Annotated in this window: 14 protein-coding genes and 2 pseudogenes; 4 read left to right on the top strand and 12 right to left on the bottom strand. The window is 69.3% G+C overall.

Going from position 1 to position 20,174, the window contains the following annotated elements:
• Positions 1 to 32 precede the first annotated feature (32 nt).
• From BJF85_RS27890 to BJF85_RS06915, 11 genes and pseudogenes are all read right to left on the bottom strand, one after another.
• Complete coding sequence (locus BJF85_RS27890) at positions 33 to 392, bottom strand: hypothetical protein (RefSeq protein WP_075846236.1); 360 nt, start codon at positions 390 to 392, stop codon at positions 33 to 35.
• A 49-nt stretch (positions 393 to 441) separates the two neighbouring features.
• A complete protein-coding gene (locus BJF85_RS06960) occupies positions 442 to 1,695 on the bottom strand; it encodes an HNH endonuclease signature motif containing protein (RefSeq protein WP_083666035.1) in 1,254 nt (417 codons plus the stop codon).
• Between the two features lie 478 nt (positions 1,696 to 2,173).
• The gene (locus BJF85_RS06955; RefSeq protein ID WP_075846234.1) at positions 2,174 to 2,815 is read right to left on the bottom strand and encodes a hypothetical protein; all 642 of its coding nucleotides are present in this window, start codon (positions 2,813 to 2,815) and stop codon (positions 2,174 to 2,176) included.
• Complete coding sequence (locus BJF85_RS06950; protein WP_158056812.1) at positions 2,808 to 3,239, bottom strand: thioesterase family protein; 432 nt, start codon at positions 3,237 to 3,239, stop codon at positions 2,808 to 2,810. The genes BJF85_RS06955 and BJF85_RS06950 overlap by 8 nt, the downstream gene beginning before the upstream one ends.
• 71 nt (positions 3,240 to 3,310) lie before the next feature.
• Positions 3,311 to 8,249: pseudogene (locus BJF85_RS06945) on the bottom strand (NAD-glutamate dehydrogenase).
• A 105-nt stretch (positions 8,250 to 8,354) separates the two neighbouring features.
• The gene (locus tag BJF85_RS06940) at positions 8,355 to 8,783 is read right to left on the bottom strand and encodes a hypothetical protein (RefSeq protein ID WP_075846232.1); all 429 of its coding nucleotides are present in this window, start codon (positions 8,781 to 8,783) and stop codon (positions 8,355 to 8,357) included.
• Positions 8,780 to 9,589 carry a hypothetical protein gene (locus tag BJF85_RS06935; protein ID WP_139320505.1) on the bottom strand — a complete coding sequence of 270 codons (810 nt, stop codon included), beginning with the start codon at positions 9,587 to 9,589 and terminating at the stop codon, positions 8,780 to 8,782. The genes BJF85_RS06940 and BJF85_RS06935 overlap by 4 nt, the downstream gene beginning before the upstream one ends.
• Positions 9,589 to 11,046, bottom strand: a complete 1,458-nt coding sequence (locus BJF85_RS06930; RefSeq protein WP_075846230.1) for a hypothetical protein — start codon at positions 11,044 to 11,046, stop codon at positions 9,589 to 9,591. Before BJF85_RS06930 ends, BJF85_RS06935 begins: the two co-directional genes overlap by 1 nt.
• A 261-nt stretch (positions 11,047 to 11,307) precedes the next feature.
• Complete coding sequence (ettA, locus tag BJF85_RS06925; protein ID WP_075846319.1) at positions 11,308 to 12,984, bottom strand: energy-dependent translational throttle protein EttA; 1,677 nt, start codon at positions 12,982 to 12,984, stop codon at positions 11,308 to 11,310.
• Positions 12,985 to 13,068: 84 nt separating this feature from the next.
• Positions 13,069 to 13,536: a single-stranded DNA-binding protein gene (locus BJF85_RS06920; RefSeq protein ID WP_075846229.1), complete on the bottom strand. Its 468-nt coding sequence runs from the start codon at positions 13,534 to 13,536 to the stop codon at positions 13,069 to 13,071.
• 167 nt (positions 13,537 to 13,703) lie between these two features.
• Positions 13,704 to 15,652, bottom strand: a pseudogene (locus tag BJF85_RS06915) (cytochrome c oxidase assembly protein).
• Between the two features lie 387 nt (positions 15,653 to 16,039).
• On the opposite strand from BJF85_RS06915, the gene BJF85_RS06910 reads away from it, so the two are divergent.
• Complete coding sequence (locus BJF85_RS06910) at positions 16,040 to 16,450, top strand: peptidase inhibitor family I36 protein (RefSeq protein WP_075846228.1); 411 nt, start codon at positions 16,040 to 16,042, stop codon at positions 16,448 to 16,450.
• Positions 16,451 to 16,552: 102 nt separating this feature from the next.
• On the opposite strand, the gene BJF85_RS06905 is transcribed toward BJF85_RS06910, so the two are convergent.
• Positions 16,553 to 17,119, bottom strand: coding sequence for a winged helix-turn-helix domain-containing protein (locus BJF85_RS06905; protein WP_075846227.1), 567 nt, complete (start codon positions 17,117 to 17,119; stop codon positions 16,553 to 16,555).
• Positions 17,120 to 17,467: 348 nt separating this feature from the next.
• Between BJF85_RS06905 and BJF85_RS06900 the strand changes: the two genes are divergently transcribed.
• Genes BJF85_RS06900 through BJF85_RS06890 form a run of 3 tightly spaced genes read left to right on the top strand, consistent with a single transcriptional unit; the run spans position 17,468 to position 20,146 of the window.
• Complete coding sequence (locus BJF85_RS06900; protein ID WP_075846318.1) at positions 17,468 to 18,289, top strand: ABC transporter ATP-binding protein; 822 nt, start codon at positions 17,468 to 17,470, stop codon at positions 18,287 to 18,289.
• Complete coding sequence (locus BJF85_RS06895) at positions 18,273 to 19,118, top strand: ABC transporter permease (protein ID WP_083666031.1); 846 nt, start codon at positions 18,273 to 18,275, stop codon at positions 19,116 to 19,118. Before BJF85_RS06900 ends, BJF85_RS06895 begins: the two co-directional genes overlap by 17 nt.
• Positions 19,115 to 20,146 (top strand): ABC transporter substrate-binding protein, encoded by a 1,032-nt coding sequence (locus BJF85_RS06890; protein WP_075846225.1) that lies wholly within the window; start codon positions 19,115 to 19,117, stop codon positions 20,144 to 20,146. Before BJF85_RS06895 ends, BJF85_RS06890 begins: the two co-directional genes overlap by 4 nt.
• Positions 20,147 to 20,174: the final 28 nt, after the last annotated feature.

The raw sequence follows: 20,174 nt of genomic DNA, 5'->3' as shown, positions 1-20,174 counted from the left end.
CGCCTTCGTCAACCGCTGGTTGACGTTTGGTGTCAGATTCCGCCGCCCATGTCGAGGTCACCGAGGTCGTCGGGGTCGCCGTGGTCTCCGTCGGCTGCGTCCTGGGTGTGGTCGGCCCGGTTGAATCGGTGGTATGCGTCGGCGCCGGCGATTCCGGCGACGCCGCCGAGCGCCATCATCGGCGCGGCCCGCCCGACGGCGTCGGTGGCGCGGTTGAAGTACGACTGCGGTTCGTACTGCTCGGCGCCGTTCCCGTCGGGTGCGGTGTCGGGCGTGCGGTCTACCCGCCACGGCGTTTCTTCGGGCCGAACCTGGTCGAGGAATTCGGCCGTAGGGTCCCCCTCCTCCGGTTCCGGCGTCGGCGAACCCGAGGGGCGCGTGTCGTCGGTCATGCCTCCACGATCCCACCTGGATGCTGCCGTGACCACCGATTCGGCGAGGTCAGAACGGTGGCGGTTCGTTGTCGGCTTCGTTGTCGGGATCCGACGATCGTGGTGGCAGGACGGTGTCGCCTTCGGTTTCGTAGGTGACGCCCAGCGGTGTGGTCACCGCCGAGGTGCCGTGGGTGGGGTCGTAGGCGTGGATCCAACCGGGTGCGTTCTTGAGTCGGTGGTGTCGGCGGCAGCGGGGTGCGGCATTGTCGACGGCGGTGGTGCCGCCGTCTTTGGACCACTGTTGTTGGTGGTCGAAGTCGCAGTGCCGGGCGGGACGTCGACACCAGGGCACGACACACATCCGGTCGCGGACCTCGACGAGCTTGCGGATCGTCGAGTTCGGACGATACGAGGTACGGCCGAGATCGACAGGGTTGCCGGTGGCGGGATCGCAGAGCACCTTCCGCCAGACCGACTTCGGGTTCGTCATGATCTCCCGCGCGTAAGCAGCGGGTACGGGCCCGATCCCGTCGATCGACGCTCCGGTCTCGGACATCGAGAGCGCGGTGTCGATGGGCATGTGGAGATAGACCATCGCCGCCGACTGAGGCACGGTCACACCAGGATCGTTGCCCAGCAACAAGTCAGCGAAGACGTCCGCTCGCAGCTGGTCGAGATTGCGCGCCGAGTCGGAGAGTCGAAGCTTGCGAGCCATGGCGTCGACGCGGGCGTAAGCGGCCGAGGCGACGTCGGACGGCAGATCTGCCGACAGGCGCGACTGCGCGTAGACCCCGTGATCCAACGTGACCTTCCGTCCCTCATGCGCCATGCGAGCGGCAGCGGTCTCGGCACCAGGATCAACCTGCTTGACGATCTGCGAAGCATGCCAAGCCATATTCCGAGGCTGCCACGCCGTCAACGACAACCGGGAAAGCTTCTCCTCCAACAGCCGATCAACCTCAAGAGCATCAGAATCAGAAACCGGCGCGACAGTATTCAGCACCCGCTCGGCGCCATACCGATCCACCTGCCCCTCCCGCATAGCCTGCAACAGCCGAGGCATCCGATAAGTCAAAGCAAGCGCGGTATGAATCCGATCCAAAACCCCCTGAGGCGACAACCGAAGCTCAGGCGCCAACGCCTCAGCCAACGACCGCCGCTCCCACGAATCCGACGACGACCCAGCATCCAACGAGGCCAGAAACGACACCTCAGCAGCATCAGCCCGAGCCCGCAAAGCAAGCACCGACCGAGCCTCATCAACGATCCCCTCAACATCTCTCACAACACCAACACTACCGAACAATTGAGCGAGGCACATCACCCACTAGGTGACAGAACCCCTGACCCAAAGTAACCCCAACACCCCACAAACAAACGCCCACCGCCGAAGCGAAGCAAGGCACCCCCGCCAACCACCCCACCCACAAAACCGCACCCCGAAGCGTCATCCCGTCGACCTAAACAGCAACAATCACACTGCAGTCAGGCGCAACCAACCCCCCAAACAGAAACCAAGAAACGAAAACCTTGCGCCCTGACTGCAGTGTGATACCCCAAAGCCGAAGTCGACGGGATGACACTTCCCCGGCGGCAACGCCGCCCAACATCCCGGAGACCTGCCCGCCGGCGAGGCACCCCTCTGCCCCCGAAACGCCAACACAGCGCCACCAACTGCCAACACAACGACGCGAAATGCTGACACGGCGACGCAGGATGCCAACACGGCGACGTGAGGTGCTGACACGGCACCCAACCCGCACCGCACCCCCGCCGGCCGCCCCAACCCGCCCCGAGGCCTAGAACAACAGCGGCAGGAGGGCCTGGCGGCGGCGTACGACGGCGCCGTAGCGGGCGTCGAGGCGGAGCCAGGCGTCGCTGGCGGTGATGCGGACCACGTCGCCGTCGATGGAGGAGTCGACGAATCCCATGCCGGACATGGCGAACAGGAATCGCATGGGTACTTCGATGGATTTCTGGTCGTCGTCGGAGACGGTCAGGACGGTTTGGTCCATGAGGGAGGCGGGCGGGGTGCCTTGGGGGCCGACGTTCTCCCTGGCGACGGTGACGCCGCGGTCGGCGAGGTCGGCGACGACGGTGGCGGGCAGGGTTTCGACGGCGCGCCAGCCGGTGGTGCCGGTGGGCAGGTCGGAGCGCCACAGCAGGTCGCGTGCGGGTCCGGGGTCCATGACGGGCCCGGGTGTGACGGTGAGTGCCGCGAGCAGTTCCGAGCCGGACACGGTGATGTCGCCGGGGTCGATGTCGCCCTCGACGGCTCGGGTGACGAGCACTTCGAACGGGGTGGCGGCCCAGGCTTCGAGGACGCCGGGCCTACGCATGCGCAGGCGTACGGCGGCTTGTGCGTCGAGGCGTACGGCCCTGGCGATGAATGCGCCCAGGGATTCGCGGTCGGCGGGGTCGGGGATTCTCAGTTCAGGCACCGGATACCTCCGGGATGTGTGCGAGGAGGAAGGCTCGTTCCTCCTCGTTCAGGCGGCGCGGCCGGGCCGCTCCGGTGTCGTAGGGCGCCAGGAGCGTCCACGCGGTGACGGCGACCGGGTCCTGTTCGGACGGTCCGGTGTGGACTCTGTAGGCGAGCGTGAACGACGCGGTGCGCAGCTGCGTCATGGTGATGCCCACGCGCAGCGGTTGTCCGTCGACGACGATCGGCCGTTTGTAGTCCACTCCGAGGCGCACCACGACGGTGCCCTTGGCGAAGTCGCCGAGCCCTTTCGCGGTCGCGTCGTCGAACAACAACGGTACCCGCGCCTCTTCGAGCAGGGTCACCGTGCGGGCGTGGTTGATGTGCCCGAACACGTCCATGTCCGACCATCTCGGCCGCACCTGGGTCACGTACTCGTTCATGTCGGGTCCGTTCGTGGCGTGCTGTGCCATGCCGTTCCGTGTCGTGCCGTGGGGTGTCATGCCGCGCCGCCTCACCCGACGGTGCTGCGGATCTGCCGTGCCGCGACCGACAACGTGGCCAGGTCGATGCGACCGGACCGGGAGATCTCGTCGAGCGTCACGCGGGCCCGGGCCAGACGTGAGGCGTTCGCCTGCTCCCACTTGTCGATCTTGTCCTCGATTGCGTCCCCGGGGTCGCTGTGCCGCAGGGCGTCGAGCGTGATGCTGCGCAGCGAACCGTACAGGTCGTCGCGCAGCGCCAGCCTGGCGAGCGCATGCCAGCGGTTGTCCCGTTCGAGCTCGTTGACCGACGCGAGCATGTGGTCGAAACCAAGGTGGTCGGAGAGCGCGAAGTACAGGTCCGCGACGTCGACGGGCGCGCCGTCGCCGTCGCGGTCGGCGAGCTCGGCGACCTCGGTGATGTCGAGCAGCGCGTAGCTGAGCAGCAGTTCGCTGACCCGCGCGGCGATGTTCTCCGGGACCCCGGCCGCGATCAGGCGGTCCGTCTCGGCGCGCACCTTCTCGGCCTGCCTGCCGCGCACGAGCTTGCCGAGTTCGCCGGCCAGCGCCCGCATCGGCGGTCCGAACCTGCTGATCTCGGCGCCGACCGGCAGTGGCTGCGGCCGGTTGGTCAGGAACCACCGCGACGCCCGGTCGAGCACACGGCGCGTCTCCAGCATCATCTCGTCGGCGATCCCGGTCGGCACGACGTTGTCCAGGTCGGCGATGGCCCGCCACAGTTCCCGCAGCCCGTAGACGTTGGTGACGACTGCGAAGGCGCGCACCGCGTCGGTGGCCGTGGCGTTCAGCTCCTCGGCGAGCCGGAACGCGTACGTGATGCCCGCGCCGTCGACGACCTCGTTGATGAGCCACGTCGTGGTGATCTGGCGCAGCAGCGGATGCGTGTCGACCGCGGAGCCGAACCGCTCCCGCAGCGGGGTCGGGAAGTACTCGGCGGCCCGGCGGCTGAACACCTCGGCGTCGGGCAGTTCGCTGGCGAGAACCTCGTCCTTGAGGTCGAGTTTGACGTGCGCCAGCAGCGTCGCCAGCTCGGGCGAGGTCAGCCCACGGCCCGCCTTCTCGAGGTCGCCGAAGTCGGCATCGAGCGGCAGGGCCTCGAGTTCGCGGTCCAGCGCGCCCTTGCCCTCCAGCTCGCTCACGAGCCTGCGGTGCACCGACACCATCGCCTCGGTGTGGTGGCGTGCCACGCCCAGCACCCGGTTCTGCGTGTAGTTGTCCAGCAGCACCAGCTCGCCGACCTCGTCGGTCATGACCTCGAGCAGTTCGTTGCGCGCGGCGGTGTCGAGCTGGTCCTGCTCGACGAGCTTGTCGAGCAGGATCTTGATGTTGACCTCGTGGTCGGAGCAGTCGACGCCGGCGGAGTTGTCGAGCGCGTCGGTGTTGACCTTGCCGCCGTGGCGGGCGAACTCGATGCGCCCGCGCTGGGTGAGTCCGAGGTTGCCGCCCTCGCCGACGACCTTGGCCCGTAGTTCGGCACCGTTGACGCGGACGGCGTCGTTGGCCTTGTCGCCGACATCGGCGTGCCGTTCCTCGGAGTCCTTGACGTAGGTGCCGATGCCGCCGTTCCACAGCAGGTCCACGGGCGCCTGCAGGGTCGCGTGCACGAGTTCGGCGGGCGACATGCTCGTCACGTCCTCCGGCAGGCCGAGAGCCTCCGACACCTGCGGGGTGATGGGGATCGTCTTCGCGCTGCGCGGGTAGATCCCGCCGCCCTCGCTGATCAGCGAACGGTCGTAGTCCTCCCACGACGACCGGGGCAGCTCGAACAACCGCGCCCGCTCGGCGTACGACGTCGCCGCGTCCGGGTTCGGGTCGAGGAACACGTGCAGGTGGTTGAACGCCGCCACGAGCCGGATGTGGCGCGAGAGCAGCATCCCGTTGCCGAACACGTCGCCGGCCATGTCGCCGATGCCGACGACCGTGAACTCCTGGCTCTGCGTGTCGATGTCGAGCTCGCGGAAGTGGCGCTTGACGCTCTCCCACGCACCCTTGGCGGTGATGCCCATGGCCTTGTGGTCGTAGCCGACCGAGCCGCCCGACGCGAACGCGTCGCCGAGCCAGAAACCGTAGCTCTGCGCGACCTCGTTGGCGATGTCGGAGAACGTCGCGGTGCCCTTGTCGGCGGCGACCACGAGGTAGTTGTCGTCGCCGTCGTAGCGCACGACGTCCTTGGCGGGCACCGTCACGCCGTCGACGAGGTTGTCGGTGAGGTCGAGCAGTCCGGAGATGAACATGCGGTAGCAGGCGATGCCCTCGGCCTGCAGCGCGTCGCGGTCGGCGCCCGGGTCGCCGGTCGCGGCCGGGGGCCGCTTGACGACGAAACCGCCCTTCGCGCCGACGGGCACGATCACCGAGTTCTTCACCGCCTGCGCCTTCACCAGGCCCAGAACCTCGGTGCGGAAGTCCTCCTTGCGGTCCGACCAGCGCAGACCGCCGCGCGCGACGGACCCGAACCGCAGGTGCACGCCCTCGACGCGCGGCGAGCAGACGAAGATCTCGTACGCGGGCCGCGGTTCGGGCAGGTCCGGGATCTGCTGCGGGTCCAGCTTGAACGCGAGGTACGGATGCGGCTGCCCGTCGCGCGGTGACCCGGTAGTTGGTGCGCAGCGTCGCGATGATGGACGTGAGCAGCCGCCGCAGGATGCGGTCCTGATCGAGGCTGGTGACCTCGTCGATCAGCGTGTTGATCTCGGCGATCTGTTCCTCCGACCGGCGCTGCCGGTCGGTGTCGTCGGCGCCGAAGCGGGTCTCGAACAACCGGACCAGCGCCGTGGCGATGTCGGTGTGCGCCAGCACCGTGGTCTCGATGTAGTCCTGCGAATACGGCGAGCCCGCCTGCCGCAGGTACCGCGCGTACGTGCGCAGGATGGTGACCTGACGCCAGTCGAGGCCGGCGCGCAGGACGAGCGCGTTGAACCCGTCGACCTCGGTGAGCCCGCGCCATTCGGCGGCGAACGCGTCCTGGAAACGCACCTGCAGGTCGTCCTCGGAGTCGACCGCGTCGAGCACCGCAGGGTCGATGCGCAACCCGAAGTCGTAGACCCACAGCCGCGTGCCGTCCTCACCGGTCAGCTCGTACGGCCGCTCGTCGATCACCTCGACGCCCATGCGCTGCAGCAACGGCAGCATCGTCGACAGCGTGACGCCCTCACCCTCGGTGTAGAGCTTGAACCGACGCTCCCCCGGCGCGGCGCCCTCGGGCAGGTAGAACGACATACGCACGTCGTCGGGCCCCTCGAGCGATTCGAGCAGCCGCAGATCGCGTAGCGCCGCGGTCGCGTCGAAGTCCTCCTTGTACGCCTCGGGGAACGTCGTGGCGTACCGCTGCGCCTGTTGGGTCGCCGATTCCTCGCCCGCGAACGTGACCGCCTTGCCGTCGTCGGCGCGCCCGCGACGTTCGTCAAGGATGGCCTCGACCATCAGGTCGTCCCAGGTGCGCATCGCCTCGGCCAGCTGCTCCTGGATGTGGAGCGTGTCGGGTTCGGAGATCGCGCCCTGGTCGGTGTGCACCGTGAAGTGCACCTGCGCGAGTTGGGTCTCCCCCAGCCGCGTGGCGTACTCGAGGTGCGTGCCGTCGAGCTCGTCGAGCAGGACCTGCTGCATCGCCAGCCGCGAGCGGGTGGTGTACCGATCGCGCGGCAGGAACACCAGGCACGAGTAGAAACGTCCGTAGGAGTCGCGGCGCAGGAACAGGCGGAGCCTGCGCCGGTCGGCCAACGTGATCGCGCCCGTCGCGGTGGAGTACAGCGAGTCCGGGTCGGCGGAGAACAGGTCGGCGCGCGGCCAGTTCTGCAGTACCTCCAGCATCCGCTGGCCCGAGTAGGACTGCATGGGGAAGCCCGCGCGGTGGATGACCTCGCGCACCCGGCGTTCCACGACGGGGATGTCGAGCACGTCCTCGTGCAGCGCCGTGGTGGTGAACATGCCGAGGAACCGGTGCTCGCCGGTGACGTTGCCGTCGTCGTCGAACGTCTTCACGCCGATGTAGTACGGATAGATCGGACGGTGCACTGTGGACGGTGCGCCTGCCTGGGTGAGGACGAGCAGTTCCGGTTTCAACGCCTGTGCGGTGGAATCCGGGCCCGCGGTGAGCTTGCCCGCGGCGAGGTTGTCGTGCCGCAGGACGCCGAGCCCCGAGGCGAGCACGGCCCGCAACGCGGGGTGCCCTTCGTCGTCGATCACCTCGTAGTGTCGGTAGCCGAGGAAGGTCAGGTGACCGTCGGCCAGCCAGCGCAGCAGCTGCGCGGCGTCCTGGACGTCCTGGTCGTCGACCGGGGGCGGGCTCGACTCCAGCTGGTCGGCGAGTCCGAGGGCCGCGGCTTCCATGCGTTCGGTGTCCTCGACGACCTCCCGCACGTCCTCGAGCACGGTCAGCAGCCGTGCCTGCAGGTCACGGGCACGCGCGGGGTCGGTGATCAGGTCGATCTCGAAATACATCCACGACTCGATCGTCGCGGCCGACCCCGGCGCGGCGACGTCGGCGTCGGGATGCACCTGCTGGAGCGTGCCGGACACGTCGCGCGTGACCATCATGATCGGGTGCACGACCCGCTGGACCGCGGCACCGCCGCGGGACAGTTCGGCGACGACCGAGTCGACGAGGTAGGGCATGTCGTCGGTGACGACCTGGATGACGGTGGATTCGCTCGACCAGCCGTCCTCGGCGACCGTCGGGTTGAACAGGCGCAGCACGGGGCGGCCGGACACGTGGTTGCGCGCGAGGTCGAGATGCGAGCGCACGGCGCCGACCAGGTCCTCCGGCTCCTCGCCGACGATCTCCTCGGCCGGGATCAGCCGGTAGTACACACCGATGAGATCGGCGATGTCGGGAGCGTGGGCGGCGGCCGTGTCGACGAGGTCGTCACGAAGTTGTTCAGGGCTGCGCCGGTTGGGCGGATGGCCTGTCTCGCTCCGCCCGTTGGCGGGGACGTGCACACCGGTCGAGCTCATGTCGGGCAACGCAACTCTCCACTCTGGCGATGGCACGGCATCGTGCCTTCTGTCGTGGCCACTGTATCTGTGTGCCACGGGAGTGGGACGGCAATGGGCGCGCAGCTACCGATCGTTGGACGAGCCGCCGAAACCCCGACCGTTCGACGTGCCGTGGCGACGCCTGCCGTTCATGCCGCCGCTGCCCGGCGCCGCCGAGGCGGTCGACGCCGTCGACGCCGTCGACGCCGTTGCCGCTGCTGCGCTGCTCGTCGGCCGGTCCCGTTCGGAGGCTCCGGTGCCGGCCAGCGCGCTCGACGAGTTGTGGTGCTCGGCGAGCGCTCGGGCGAGCAGCTCGGCCAGGCCCGCGTCCTCGGGGGGTTCCTCGAGCGGGATGTCGTAGGCCGGAATGTCGTAGCTCGGGATGTCGCTGGTTCGGACGTCACCGGCGGGCAGATCGCTGCTCGGCAGGTCGTGGGACGGCGCTTCGTGAAACACCTCGTCGTAGGACGGCGTTTCCGAGGGCACCGCTCCGGTCGCTGCGGTTTCGGTCACTGCGGTTTCGGTCGCTGCGGTTTCGGTCGCTGCGGCAGCGTCGGCGTGATCGGGCGTGTCGTCGCGCCGGTGTGGTCGTCGACGAGCGATTCGAGCGGCAGCAGGGGCGGCGGCAGTTTCAGTCGCGGCAACCACGTGTCGCCGTCGTGCGGAGCGCCGCCGGCACCGTTGTCGTCCGCGCCGTCTACGTTGTCCGAGCCGTCTGCGCCGTCGTACGTCGTTCCGGATGCGTCGTGGTCGGTGACCGCGGGCAGCACCGTCGTCGACTCGGGCGCCTGCTCCGGCGCCTGCTCCGGCGTGGAGGCCGGGGTGTAGGCCGTTGCGGCCGCCAGGATCGGCTCGACGCTCGCCCCCGCCGCACCGGAGTCGAGTACCTCGGCTCTGGTCGAGGACGTGCGCGACGCGGCGTGGGTCGACGCGGGTGTGTCGGCGGCGGGTTCGAGGCCGCGCTCGGAGGTCTCGGCCGGGGTGGGCTCGCGTCCCTCGGCCTCGGCGGATGCGCGGCGGCGACCACCTCCGGACGCCGAGATCCCGAGCCGGTCGAGCACCGACCGTGCGGTGACCGACCCGTGCTCGGTGTCGTGCCGACGACGTCGCCGTGGTTCCGACGCCGCACGGTCCTCCTGCTCCGGGTCGGGTTCCGGCGCGAGGATCGCGGCCGACTCCGCAGGACGGTTCAGCTCCGCTGCGTCGTCCTGTTCCGCTGCGTCGTTCAGGTCCGCTGCGTCGGTCGGCTCGGCGGGGGCGTGCAGCTCGGCGGGGTCGGCGGGTTTCGGGAGGTCGGGCAACGCGGAGAGCGCGGGCATCACCGTGGTCGCCTCGGCAGGTGTCTCCTCCGGCGCCGTGGACGACGTGCCGGACCGGGCTCCGTTGCGCTCCGCCGGCGCGTGCCCGTTGGTCCCGGCGGCCGGCGTCCCGGCCCGGGCCGCACCGCGAGCCGCTGCCCCGTTGCTCGCTGCCCCGTTGGTCCCGGCACCGTGCGCCGCTGCGCCGTCGGATCCGGCACCGCGAGCCGCGGCACCGTTGGTCGCTGCGCCGTTGGTCCCGGCGGCGTGCGCGGCGGCACCGTTCGCGGCCGCCCGGTGGGTGCTCTCGTGGCCGCCGAAGTCCGGTTCGGCGCTGCGCACGGCGTGGCCGTTCGTGCCGGACGCGGGTGCGCCTGCGCGGCGGCGGTGGTCGAGGCGGGCGCGGAGGGACGGGCGGAGGTGACGATCTCGGCAAGGTCGACCGGTGCCTGTTCCCCGGAACCGAACTCGCCGTGCAGGACAGCGCGGGCCTGGCTGCGGGCGCGGGCGTAGCGCTGTTCGGCGGCGCGGGCGTTGTGCAGGCAGGTCACGGCCTCGGCCGGATTGCCGATGTGTTCCTCGACGTTGGCCAGCTCCAGCCACAGTCGTGCGGACAGGGCGTCCAGGTCGTGCCTGCCGACGCTGTACAGGGCGTCGCGCAGCATGGTGGCCGCCGATTCGGCGGAGCCGCCGCGCATCAGCACACGCGTGGCGAGGGCGGTGCGCAGCCAGGCGGCCGGCGCGACCGACGCGGCGCGTTCGGGCGCGTCGAGCAACGGCTGGGCGGCGTCCAGCGCCATCTCGCCGTCACCGCGGTCGAGCAGCGAGCACACGAGTTCGAGGACGAGTCGGATCCGGGCGAGTCCACCGTCCGTGGCGGGGTCGGACAGCTTGTCGAGGAAGCCGATGCCGGTCCGGGCGGCGTCGGCCGCGCCCATGACGTCGCCGTGCCGGCGGCGATGTCCGGACACCGCGAGCCGGATGAGCGCCCGGGTCATCAGCCGGTCGTCCTCGCCGATCGAGCCGTCCGAGGCGACCAGCCGGTCGCCTTCGAGCAGCACGCGGTCGAGTTCGGCCTTGCGGCCGAGCGTGCCGAGGCAACCGACGAGGTGACACAGCGCCGTCGCCCGTTGGCCCGCCGACAGTCCGCCCACGGTCAACACGGGCCGCAGGATCGCCAGCCCGGTCAGCGGAGCACCGACGCTGCGGGCACAGACCGCGAGGTCGGTGCGTAACCCGGCCGCGACGGCGTGCAGTCCGGCGTCCTCCGCAGCGCGCAGGGCGGTGACGGCCCGGCCGACGGTCGACGCCCGATGTCCCAGCCGCACCCGCGCGTGCACCGCGGTGGCCTCGGCCCGCACCCACAGGCTGTTGGCGCCGGCGGCCTCGGCCAGTGACGCCGCACGTTCACCGAGGACCACCGACAGTTCCGGGGCCCGTAGTTCCATGGCGTCGGCGCGCTCGAGCAGCCGTTCCACGGCCTGCAGGTCCCCAGCACCGTGCGTGCCGCGGGACCCACGATGAGGAACCGCCGGATCGCGGCGGGCAGCCGCGTTCGTGCTGGCCGACTCAGTGGCAACCACGGGAACTCCGCTCTGTGAAGGCGTCACATTCGGTGAGGACGACGTGCCAGCGAGCGACCGGACCGTGTCCGGCCCGGTCGCCGGCACCGACGCCCCGTCTCGGGCTCACGGGTGACCGACCATATCCAATGCGTCACCCGCGGCCGGCCCGGGTGATCAGTCCCTGGTGAGCTTGCGGTGAGTCACCCGGTGCGGACGGGCCGCCTCCGGCCCCATGCGCTCGATCTTGTTCTTCTCGTAGCCCTCGAAGTTGCCTTCGAACCAGAACCACTTGGCGGGGTTCTCGTCGTTGCCCTCCCAGGCGAGGATGTGCGTGGCGACGCGGTCCAGGAACCAGCGGTCGTGGGAGATGACCACCGCGCACCCGGGGAACTGCTCAAGGGCGTTCTCCAGCGAACCGAGGGTCTCGACGTCCAGGTCGTTGGTCGGTTCGTCGAGCAGCAGCAGGTTGCCGCCCTGCTTGAGGGTCAACGCGAGGTTGAGGCGGTTCCGCTCGCCACCGGAGAGCACGCCGGCCGGCTTCTGCTGGTCGGGGCCCTTGAAGCCGAACGCGCTGACGTAGGCGCGGGACGGCATCTCGACCTGACCCACGTTGATGTAGTCGAGGCCGTCGGACACGACCTGCCACACCGTCTTGTCCGGGTCGATGCCGCCACGGCTCTGGTCCACATAGGACAGCTGGACGGTGTCGCCGATCTTGACGTCGCCCTTGTCGGCGCTCTCCAGACCGACGATCGTCTTGAACAGCGTGGTCTTGCCGACGCCGTTCGGGCCGATGACGCCCACGATGCCGTTGCGCGGCAGGGTGAACGACAGACCGTCGATGAGCACGCGGTCGTCGAAGCCCTTCACCAGGTTCTCAACCTCGACCACCGTATTGCCCAGCCGCGGGCCGGGCGGGATCTGGATCTCCTCGAAGTCGAGCTTCTTGGTCTTCTCGGCCTCCTCGGCCATCTGCTCGTACCGCTCGAGACGCGAGCGCGACTTCGTCTGCCGCGCCTTGGCGTTGGAGCGCACCCACTCGAGCTCCGACTTGAGGCGCTTGGCGAGCTTGGCGTCCTTCTTGCCCTGGACCTCGAGTCGCTCGCGCTTCTTGTCGAGGTACGTCGAGTAGTTGCCCTCGTAACCCTCGACCCGACCGCGGTCGAGCTCCATGATCCACTCGGCGACGTTGTCCAGGAAGTACCTGTCGTGCGTCACCGCGAGGACGGCGCCCGGGTAGCTGGCCAGGAACTGCTCCAGCCACAGGACACTCTCGGCGTCCAGGTGGTTGGTGGGCTCGTCGAGCAGCAGCAGGTCCGGCTTGGACAGCAGCAGCTTGCACAGGGCGACCCGGCGGCGCTCGCCACCGGACAGGTGCGTCACCGGCTCGTCGCTCGGCGGGCAGCGCAGGGCGTCCATCGCCTGCTCCAGCTGGGAGTCGAGCTCCCATGCGTCGGCGTGGTCGAGGTCTTCCTGCAGCTTGCCCATCTCGGCCATGAGCTCGTCGGTGTAGTCGGTCGCGAGCTGCTCCGCGATCTCGTTGAAGCGGTCGAGCTTGACCTTGATCTCGCCGAGGCCCTCCTCGACGTTGCCGCGAACGGTCTTCTCCTCGTTCAGCGGAGGCTCCTGCTGGAGGATGCCCACGCTCGCACCCGGCTGGATGAACGCCTCGCCGTTGCTGGGCTGCTCGAGTCCCGCCATGATCTTCAGGACGGTCGACTTGCCCGCACCGTTCGGGCCCACGACACCGATCTTGGCGCCGGGGAAGAACGCGGTGCTGACATCGTCGAGGATCACCTTGTCCCCGACGGTCTTGCGCACCTTCTTCATGGTGTAGATGAACTCGGCCATACAACGATCGTAGAGCCGTGCCGCGAGTCGGCCGACGGCGGTCACCATCCGGGCCGACCACGGCCCGTGCCCGGGCGGGGTCCATCACACCGACGCGGCCGGCACCGGCGTCGGTTCCCGCGCCGCCGCGACCTCGTGACCAGGGGAGGCAACGGTTCCGGTGCCGGAGTCGAACTCGGGCTTCGGGTATGGCGGCCGGCGCTGGACGTTGCTTCTGGACCACGCCAGGTTCGGCCCGACCGCCTGCGCCTCGAGTTCGACCACGCTGCGCGACCGGCCGTCGGTGACGAACTCGTTCGTGTGCATTCGTCCGGTAACCACCACGGGGTCGCCTTTCGACAGCGACGCCGCGACGTTGTCGGCGATCCGCCGCCAGCACGACACCCGCACGCCCAGGGAACGGCCGTTGACCCACTCGTCGGCGTCCTTGTCGTAGCGCCGTTCGTTGCTGCGGAGCCAGAAGCCGACCACGCGGCCGTTGTCGGTCTGCCTGCTGCTCAGCTCGCTGGAGATGTTGCCGACCACCGTCACGACGGTTTCACCGATCGCCATGGGACTGCCTTTCTCGACGGATGTGCTGGATGGCTTCCACCGTGCACCGCGAGAAGGCCCGTCGGCGGGCCGAGCCGAAATCTGTGGACAGGCAGTGCCGGTGTGGATGGTTCGGGCTGCGGGCGCCGTCGAACGTCCGACACTGTCGGCCCCATGTGCTAGGGCCTCTACTCGGTCCGCTTGCCTTCCGAGAGCTGCTTGAGCATCGCGTTGTAGGCGGTCAGCTCCTCGTCGTTGGTGGCGGCCTCGCGCCGATCCCGGCGCCGCGCCTCACGATCGTCGGCCCTGGCCCACTGGATGAGCAGCGCGATCATGACCAGGATGACGGGCACCTCGCCGGTGGCCCACGCGATACCGCCGCCCGTTCGCTGGTCGCCGAGCAGATCGTGCACCCACGGCAGGTCGAGCCCGCGGTAGAACGGTTCGCCGATCACCGTCTGCATGTTCATCAGGATCACGCCGAAGAACGCGTGGAACGGCATCGAGGCGAAGATCATGCCGAGCTTGGCCATGTGCGGCAGCGGCCGCGGCGACGGGTCGATGCCGATCACCGGCCAGTAGAAGACGTAGCCGACCAGGATGAAGTGGGCGTTCATCGCCACGTGCGCCCAGTGGTGGTTCAACGCCGTGTCGAACAACCCGGAGTAGTACAGGCCGTAGAACGAGCCGACGAACAGGGCGGTAGCCACCACCGGGTTCGTCAGCAACTTCGTGACCGGCGAGTGGACGAACGCCAACAGCCACTCGCGCGGCCCGGGTGGTGCGTTCCGACCCGCCGTCGGCAATGCGCGCAGCGCCAGGGTGACCGGCCCGCCGAGCACGAGCAACACGGGTGCGCCCATCGACAGGAACATGTGGCCGATCATGTGGATGCTGAACATCGACGGCGAGTACCGGCCCAGGCCGGACGAGGTGGCGACGAGGATCAGCAGGCAGCCGAGCACCCACGCCCACGTGCGGCCGGAGGCCCATGCGTCGCCGCGCCGGCGCAGGCGGCGCACGGCCAGCACGTACAGCGCGATGGCCACGAGCGCCGCGGTGCCGTAGATGAGGTCGAACCGCCATGCCGTGAGGATCCGCCAGAACGTCGGCTCGGCGTCCAGTTCGTAGCCCAGCAGCAATTCGGTGCGCGAGGGCTGGCTGCCGAGCTCCGACGGCGGCGGGGTCCGCGACAGCGCCACGGCCAGGCCGATGGTGACGAGCATGATCAGCACCTCGACCCCGGCCAGCCTGGTCAGCTGTCCGCCGCCGGCGCCGTCCTGCAAGTCACGGATGCTGCGGCGGCGCTGCTGGTGCCCGAACACGCCGAGCATTGCCAGGGCCACGATCTTGCCCAGGACGAGCAGCCCGTAGTCGGTGGTCAGCAGGTCGGCGGGGTCGAGGCGGACGAGCGCGTTGACGATGCCCGACAGCGCCATGACGATCCACGCGACGAGCGCGACCTTGGAGAATCGCGTCGCGGCGAGGGTGAGGTGCGCGCCGTTCCGCCTGCCGTGCGCGAGCAGGGCGATGAGCCCGCCGACCCACACCGCGGCGCCGATGAGGTGGTACAGCAGGCTGTCGGTCGCCACATCGTGCGAACCGCCGCTGGCGGAGTGGCCGGTCACGGCGATCGGCAGCAGGCCCGCGACGGCGACGAAGAACAGCGTGGCCGTCCAGCCCCACGTCAGCACGATCCGGCAGCCCGCCGCGACGACGAGGGCGACGGCAGCCGTGACGATCCAGCCTTCGGCTGCTCGATCGCGCCGACGTAGTTCAGGAACGTGTCCGCGTCCAGCAGTTCGGTGACCGGCTGACCCGCGCCGTCGGCGGCGACGAAGAAGACCGACACCAGCGCCAGCACGAACCATGCCCACGCGGCGTAGCCGGCGGTACGGAGCGCGGCGTACCCGTCGGCGGCCAGCGTCCCCGATTTCTGAGGCGGGACCAGGAACGCCGCGAGCAGCAGGGACCCGATACACACGGCGGAGGCGATGTCGGCCGCCACCCGCACCGCGGTGATCCCGTAGGTCGTGACGGGCCCTGGGTCGGACAGACCGGTGACGGCCGCGATCCCGCCGGTGAGCGCGATCAGGCCGACCGCGACGACAATGCCGAGCAGCGCGCCGACGGCCAGCAGGGGTGCGACACCCGCCCCGCGGGCGGCGCGTACGTCGGGCTCGGAACCGGCTTCGGTGGACACGTCCCCGAGGGTAGGCGGGTCGATCCGGCGTCTTTCCTGGTGGTCGGGGTGGACGCGGGCCACGCCACAGCCATACGTACATCTCACAGGCGCGCACGTGCGCGCCTGTACCAGCCCCGAGGCCCCACCGGCAACCACTTTCCGAGAACTGTGGACAACCCCCGCACATTCTCGAGGCACTGAGTACCTTTTCGTCGCCCGAACGAGTGGCCTACCCCCAGTTGTCCACAGAATTGAATTTCCCCGGTGACAGGCCTTGCGCATTCCGACACTCTGGAGTCGCACCGAAGGAATCGACGACAGCACTTCTGGGGAGACATCATGGACCGACGACACCGCACCGCCCTGCCGGCCGTTCTGCTCGGCCTCGCGACCACGATCGGCATCGCCGCACCGGCGGGTGCCGCGGCGTCCGAGAACGCCGGACCAGGCGCGAATCCGGCCAACAGTCCGGAGTTCGACTGCAACGTGGGCGAGTTCTGCGCCTGGGACGGCCAGTTCTACAACGGACAGATGCAGCGCTTCGACCTCAGCGACACGCATACCGAGAAATGCGTGGCACTACCGCACGGAATGGAGGCCCACTCGTTCGCCACGAGAATGGAGCGACACGTCACCGTCTATCAGGATCGGCATTGCGCCACGGAGGGCGACTTCAGCACGTATCCGGGACCGGGAACGTTCGTGCCCCAGGCGCCGTACGTCGTGCGGGCCGTGCAGATCTGGGAGTGACGGTCCGGCGACCAGATGCCCTCGCCGGCCACGAGACCCGGTGAGACCGCAGCGACACGGCAGGGGAACCCGTGTCCGCGCGGACGCTCACCCGGGAGGAGGTCACGATGCCCCGACCGTGACCGAGTCGTGGGGGCACCGCCGCGGAGCGTCGCCCAGCGCTCCGACCCTTCCCTGAGCGGCGGTGTCCCCACGGCACCCACCACCGCGGCCGGCGGGATCGTGGACGGACTCGTCGACGAGGTAGAGGCCGACCGCGTCCACCCGGTAGCCGACGCCACGGACGGTGGTGATCAGCGGCAGGTCGTCGCCGAGTTTGCGGCGCAGGCGCCGGATGTGCACATCGACCGTGCGCGACTGGCGGAGCGAGACCGGCAGACCCCACACCGCCGACATCAGATCCGCTCGGCGATGCACTCTGCGCGGGCTTCGGCACAGATGCACGAGGAGGTCGTATTCGAGTCGGGTCAGCGCAAGGGGCCGGCCGTCGATCGTCACGATCCGCGAGGGGATGTGGATCCGGAGACGCGGCCCGGCCTGTGCGCCGGCCACCGCGGGCATCGCCGCCAGGACCCGGTTCGCCTGCCGTCCCCCCGCCGGAGGACTCGGGGCGGCCGCGCCCGCACCGTCGTCCGACACCCGCGCCGGACCCACCTGCTCCACGGCCACGGTTGTCGACCGGCCCTGCGGCTCGAGTGCCGTCCGCAACGCGTCGCGACGGTGGCCGCGACGGTGTTGGCCCGGCCGTCCGCGACCACGAGATTGACGATGACCCGCACGTGTGCGCCGTCTGCACTGGACATACCGCGACAATCGCAGCGCCGTGACCGACGGGTCAATCGCGCCGCCGCCATGTTCCCACGGAATGGACCCGAATCCGCCACGCGCCGCAACCGGCGATTATTTCGACCAAAGAAAAACAAATACTGTTCCACGAATTGGGAATTTTTGCACTCTGGAGAGTGATAGATACGCTGCTGACGACGTGCACAAAACAAACAACCCGAGGACGTGATGATGAGCGGCGTGGACGATCCCCACGAATCCCTACGATCATCCCCTTCGAAATCCATTGTGGACGTCGACCGGGTCGGGATCGGCTATCGACAGAACGGCCGCCACGTACCCGCGGTCGGTGAAGCCACGTTCCGCACGAGGCGCGGTGAGCGCACGGTGCTGCTCGGCCCGTCCGGGTCGGGCAAGTCGACGTTGCTGAAGGCCGTGGCCGGGTTCCTGACCCCGGACAGCGGCAGCATCGTCGTCGACGGCCGGGTGAATCCCGGACCGGGCCCCGACCGGGCCGTCGTGTTCCAGGAGTTCGACCAGTTGCTGCCGTGGCGCACGGTGCTCGGCAACGTCACCTATCCGTTGCGCGTGACCGGCACCCCGAAGAATCGGGCCGACACCGTGGCGCGCGAGTTCCTGCAGATGACGGGACTGCAGGACGCCGTCGACAAGTTCCCGCACCAACTGTCCGGCGGCATGAAACAACGGGTGGCCATCGCACGGGCGCTCGCCATCGAACCGTTGTTGTTGCTCATGGACGAACCGTTCGGCGCGCTCGACGCCCAGACACGGGGGCGGCTCCAACGGGAACTGGTCGACATCGTCGTCCGCACCCGGGCGACGTTGCTGTTCGTGACGCATTCGATCGACGAGGCCGTGCTGCTCGGCGACGAGGTCGTCGTCCTGGGTGGCACGCCGTCGACCATCGTCGGCCGGGTCGACACGGCCGGACTCGCCGACCCCGACGACCCCGAATTCGTCACCGCCCGCAAGACCCTGCGTGGCCTGCTGACCGACACGAGCGAGGACCTCACCCATGCCACCTTCGAGTGAGACGACCACGAGAACCGCGCCCCGCACGCAGTCGACCAGCCCCTGGTCGCGGATGCCGACGTGGCTGCGGCGCACGATCATCGCGATCGGCCTGCTCGGACTCTGGCAGGCATACGTGTCGCTGTCCGGGGTCAGTCAGTTCGTCTTCGCCGGCCCGTGGGAGGTCGCGACCGCGCTGGTGAGCGGCTGGGGCAGCGGGGAGATCGCCCGGTCGACGGCGACGACGTTGGAAATGCTGGCGATCAGCATGGTCGTCGGCGTCGCCGGCGCCGTCGTGCTCAGCGTCCTGAGCGTGTTGACGAGCTTCGGCAACGACCTCGTGTCGCTCATGTCGTCGATGATCAATCCGCTTCCGTCGGTCGCGATCCTGCCGTTGGCGATCCTCTGGTTCGGTCTGACGCCCACGGCACTGATCTTCGTGACCACCAACGCCGTGCTGTGGCCGATGACGGTGAACCTCAGCATGGGCTTTCGCACCGTGCCGAAGACGATCGTAATGGTCGGCCGGAACCTCGGCCTGAGCCGCTGGCGGCTCGTCCGCGACATCCTGCTACCCGCCGCGCTGCCGCACTCGCTCTCGGGAATCCGGACGGCATGGGCCTTCGGCTGGCGCACGATCATCGCCGCCGAGCTGGTCTTCGGCGTCGCCGGCGCCCAGGGCGGACTCGGCTTCTTCATCAACGAGGCCCGGTACTTCGCGCGCATCCCCGAGGTGTTCGCCGGCCTGGTCACGATCGCGCTGATCGGTATCGCACTGGAACTGCTGTTCTCGCTTCTCGAACGACGCACCGTCGCCCGTTGGGGCATGAAGGAAGGGACGAATCTATGAACCGCCCGCATGTCCACGGACGGCCCGCACGGTACGACCGGCGCACCGCACTGAGGTTCGGCGCACTCGGCGCGTTGGGCGCGGCCGGCGGGCTCGCAGCGCTGTCGACCGCCGGCTGCGCGGCGACCGCCGGCGGGCCCACCGACCGGGTCACCATCGCCTCCGGGTACGGCATCAGCTATGCCCCGCTGACCGTCATCCAGGAGCGGAAATGGCTCGAGGAGGCGCTGCCCGACCGCACGGTCAACTGGACCGTCCTCAGTGGAGGGTCGGCGAGTCGTGACGCCATGCTGTCCGGGGAGGTGCAGTTCGGCACGAGTGGTCTCGGGCCGTTCCTGATCAGCCGCGACGCGGGGATCCCGTGGAAGGTGGTGAGCGGGCTCAACGACATGCCGCTGTGGCTGGTGGCCACCGAGGAGCGCCTGCAGAGCCTCGAGGATTTCGGCTCGGACGACAAGATCGCGGCCGTGCAGCCGGGGTCGATCCAGTCGGTCATGCTGCAACGCGCCGCGCAGGAGGAACTCGGCGACCCGCATGCGCTGGACGACAACATCGTGTCGATGGACCACCCGTCGGCGCTGCAGGCTCTGCTGAGCGGTCAGATCGCCGGTCAGTACACGTCACCGCCGTTCCAGTTCCAGGCCGTGGAGCAGGGCGCGCGGAAACTCGTCGACAGTTACGACCTGTTCGGCCGGCACGGGTTCAACGTCGTCACGGCCACCGAGGAGTACGCCGAGGCCCAACCCGAGGTGCTGGAGGCGTTCCACGAGGCCATCGCCCGCGCGAACGAGCTGATCACCGACGATCCGTCGCAGGTCGCCGACATCCTCTCCCGCGCCGACGACGACCAGACCTCGCCCGAGGAGTACGAGCGCTACCTGACCTGGGAGGGCATCGAGTACACGACCACCCCGCACAGCCTCGTCGAGGTCGGATCGTTCATGGCATCCATCGACGTGATCGAGACCGAACCGACCGACTGGCGTGCCCTCGTGTTCGACACCGTCGCCGACGAGGACGGCTCCTGACCGGTGCCGGGAGCCCTGCCGGCCGGTC

The sequence above is a fragment of the Saccharomonospora sp. CUA-673 genome, from assembly GCF_001942305.1.
Lineage (GTDB): Bacteria > Actinomycetota > Actinomycetes > Mycobacteriales > Pseudonocardiaceae > Prauserella.
Note: the sequence above shows the minus strand (reverse complement) of the source record. Positions and strands in the feature narration are given on the sequence as shown.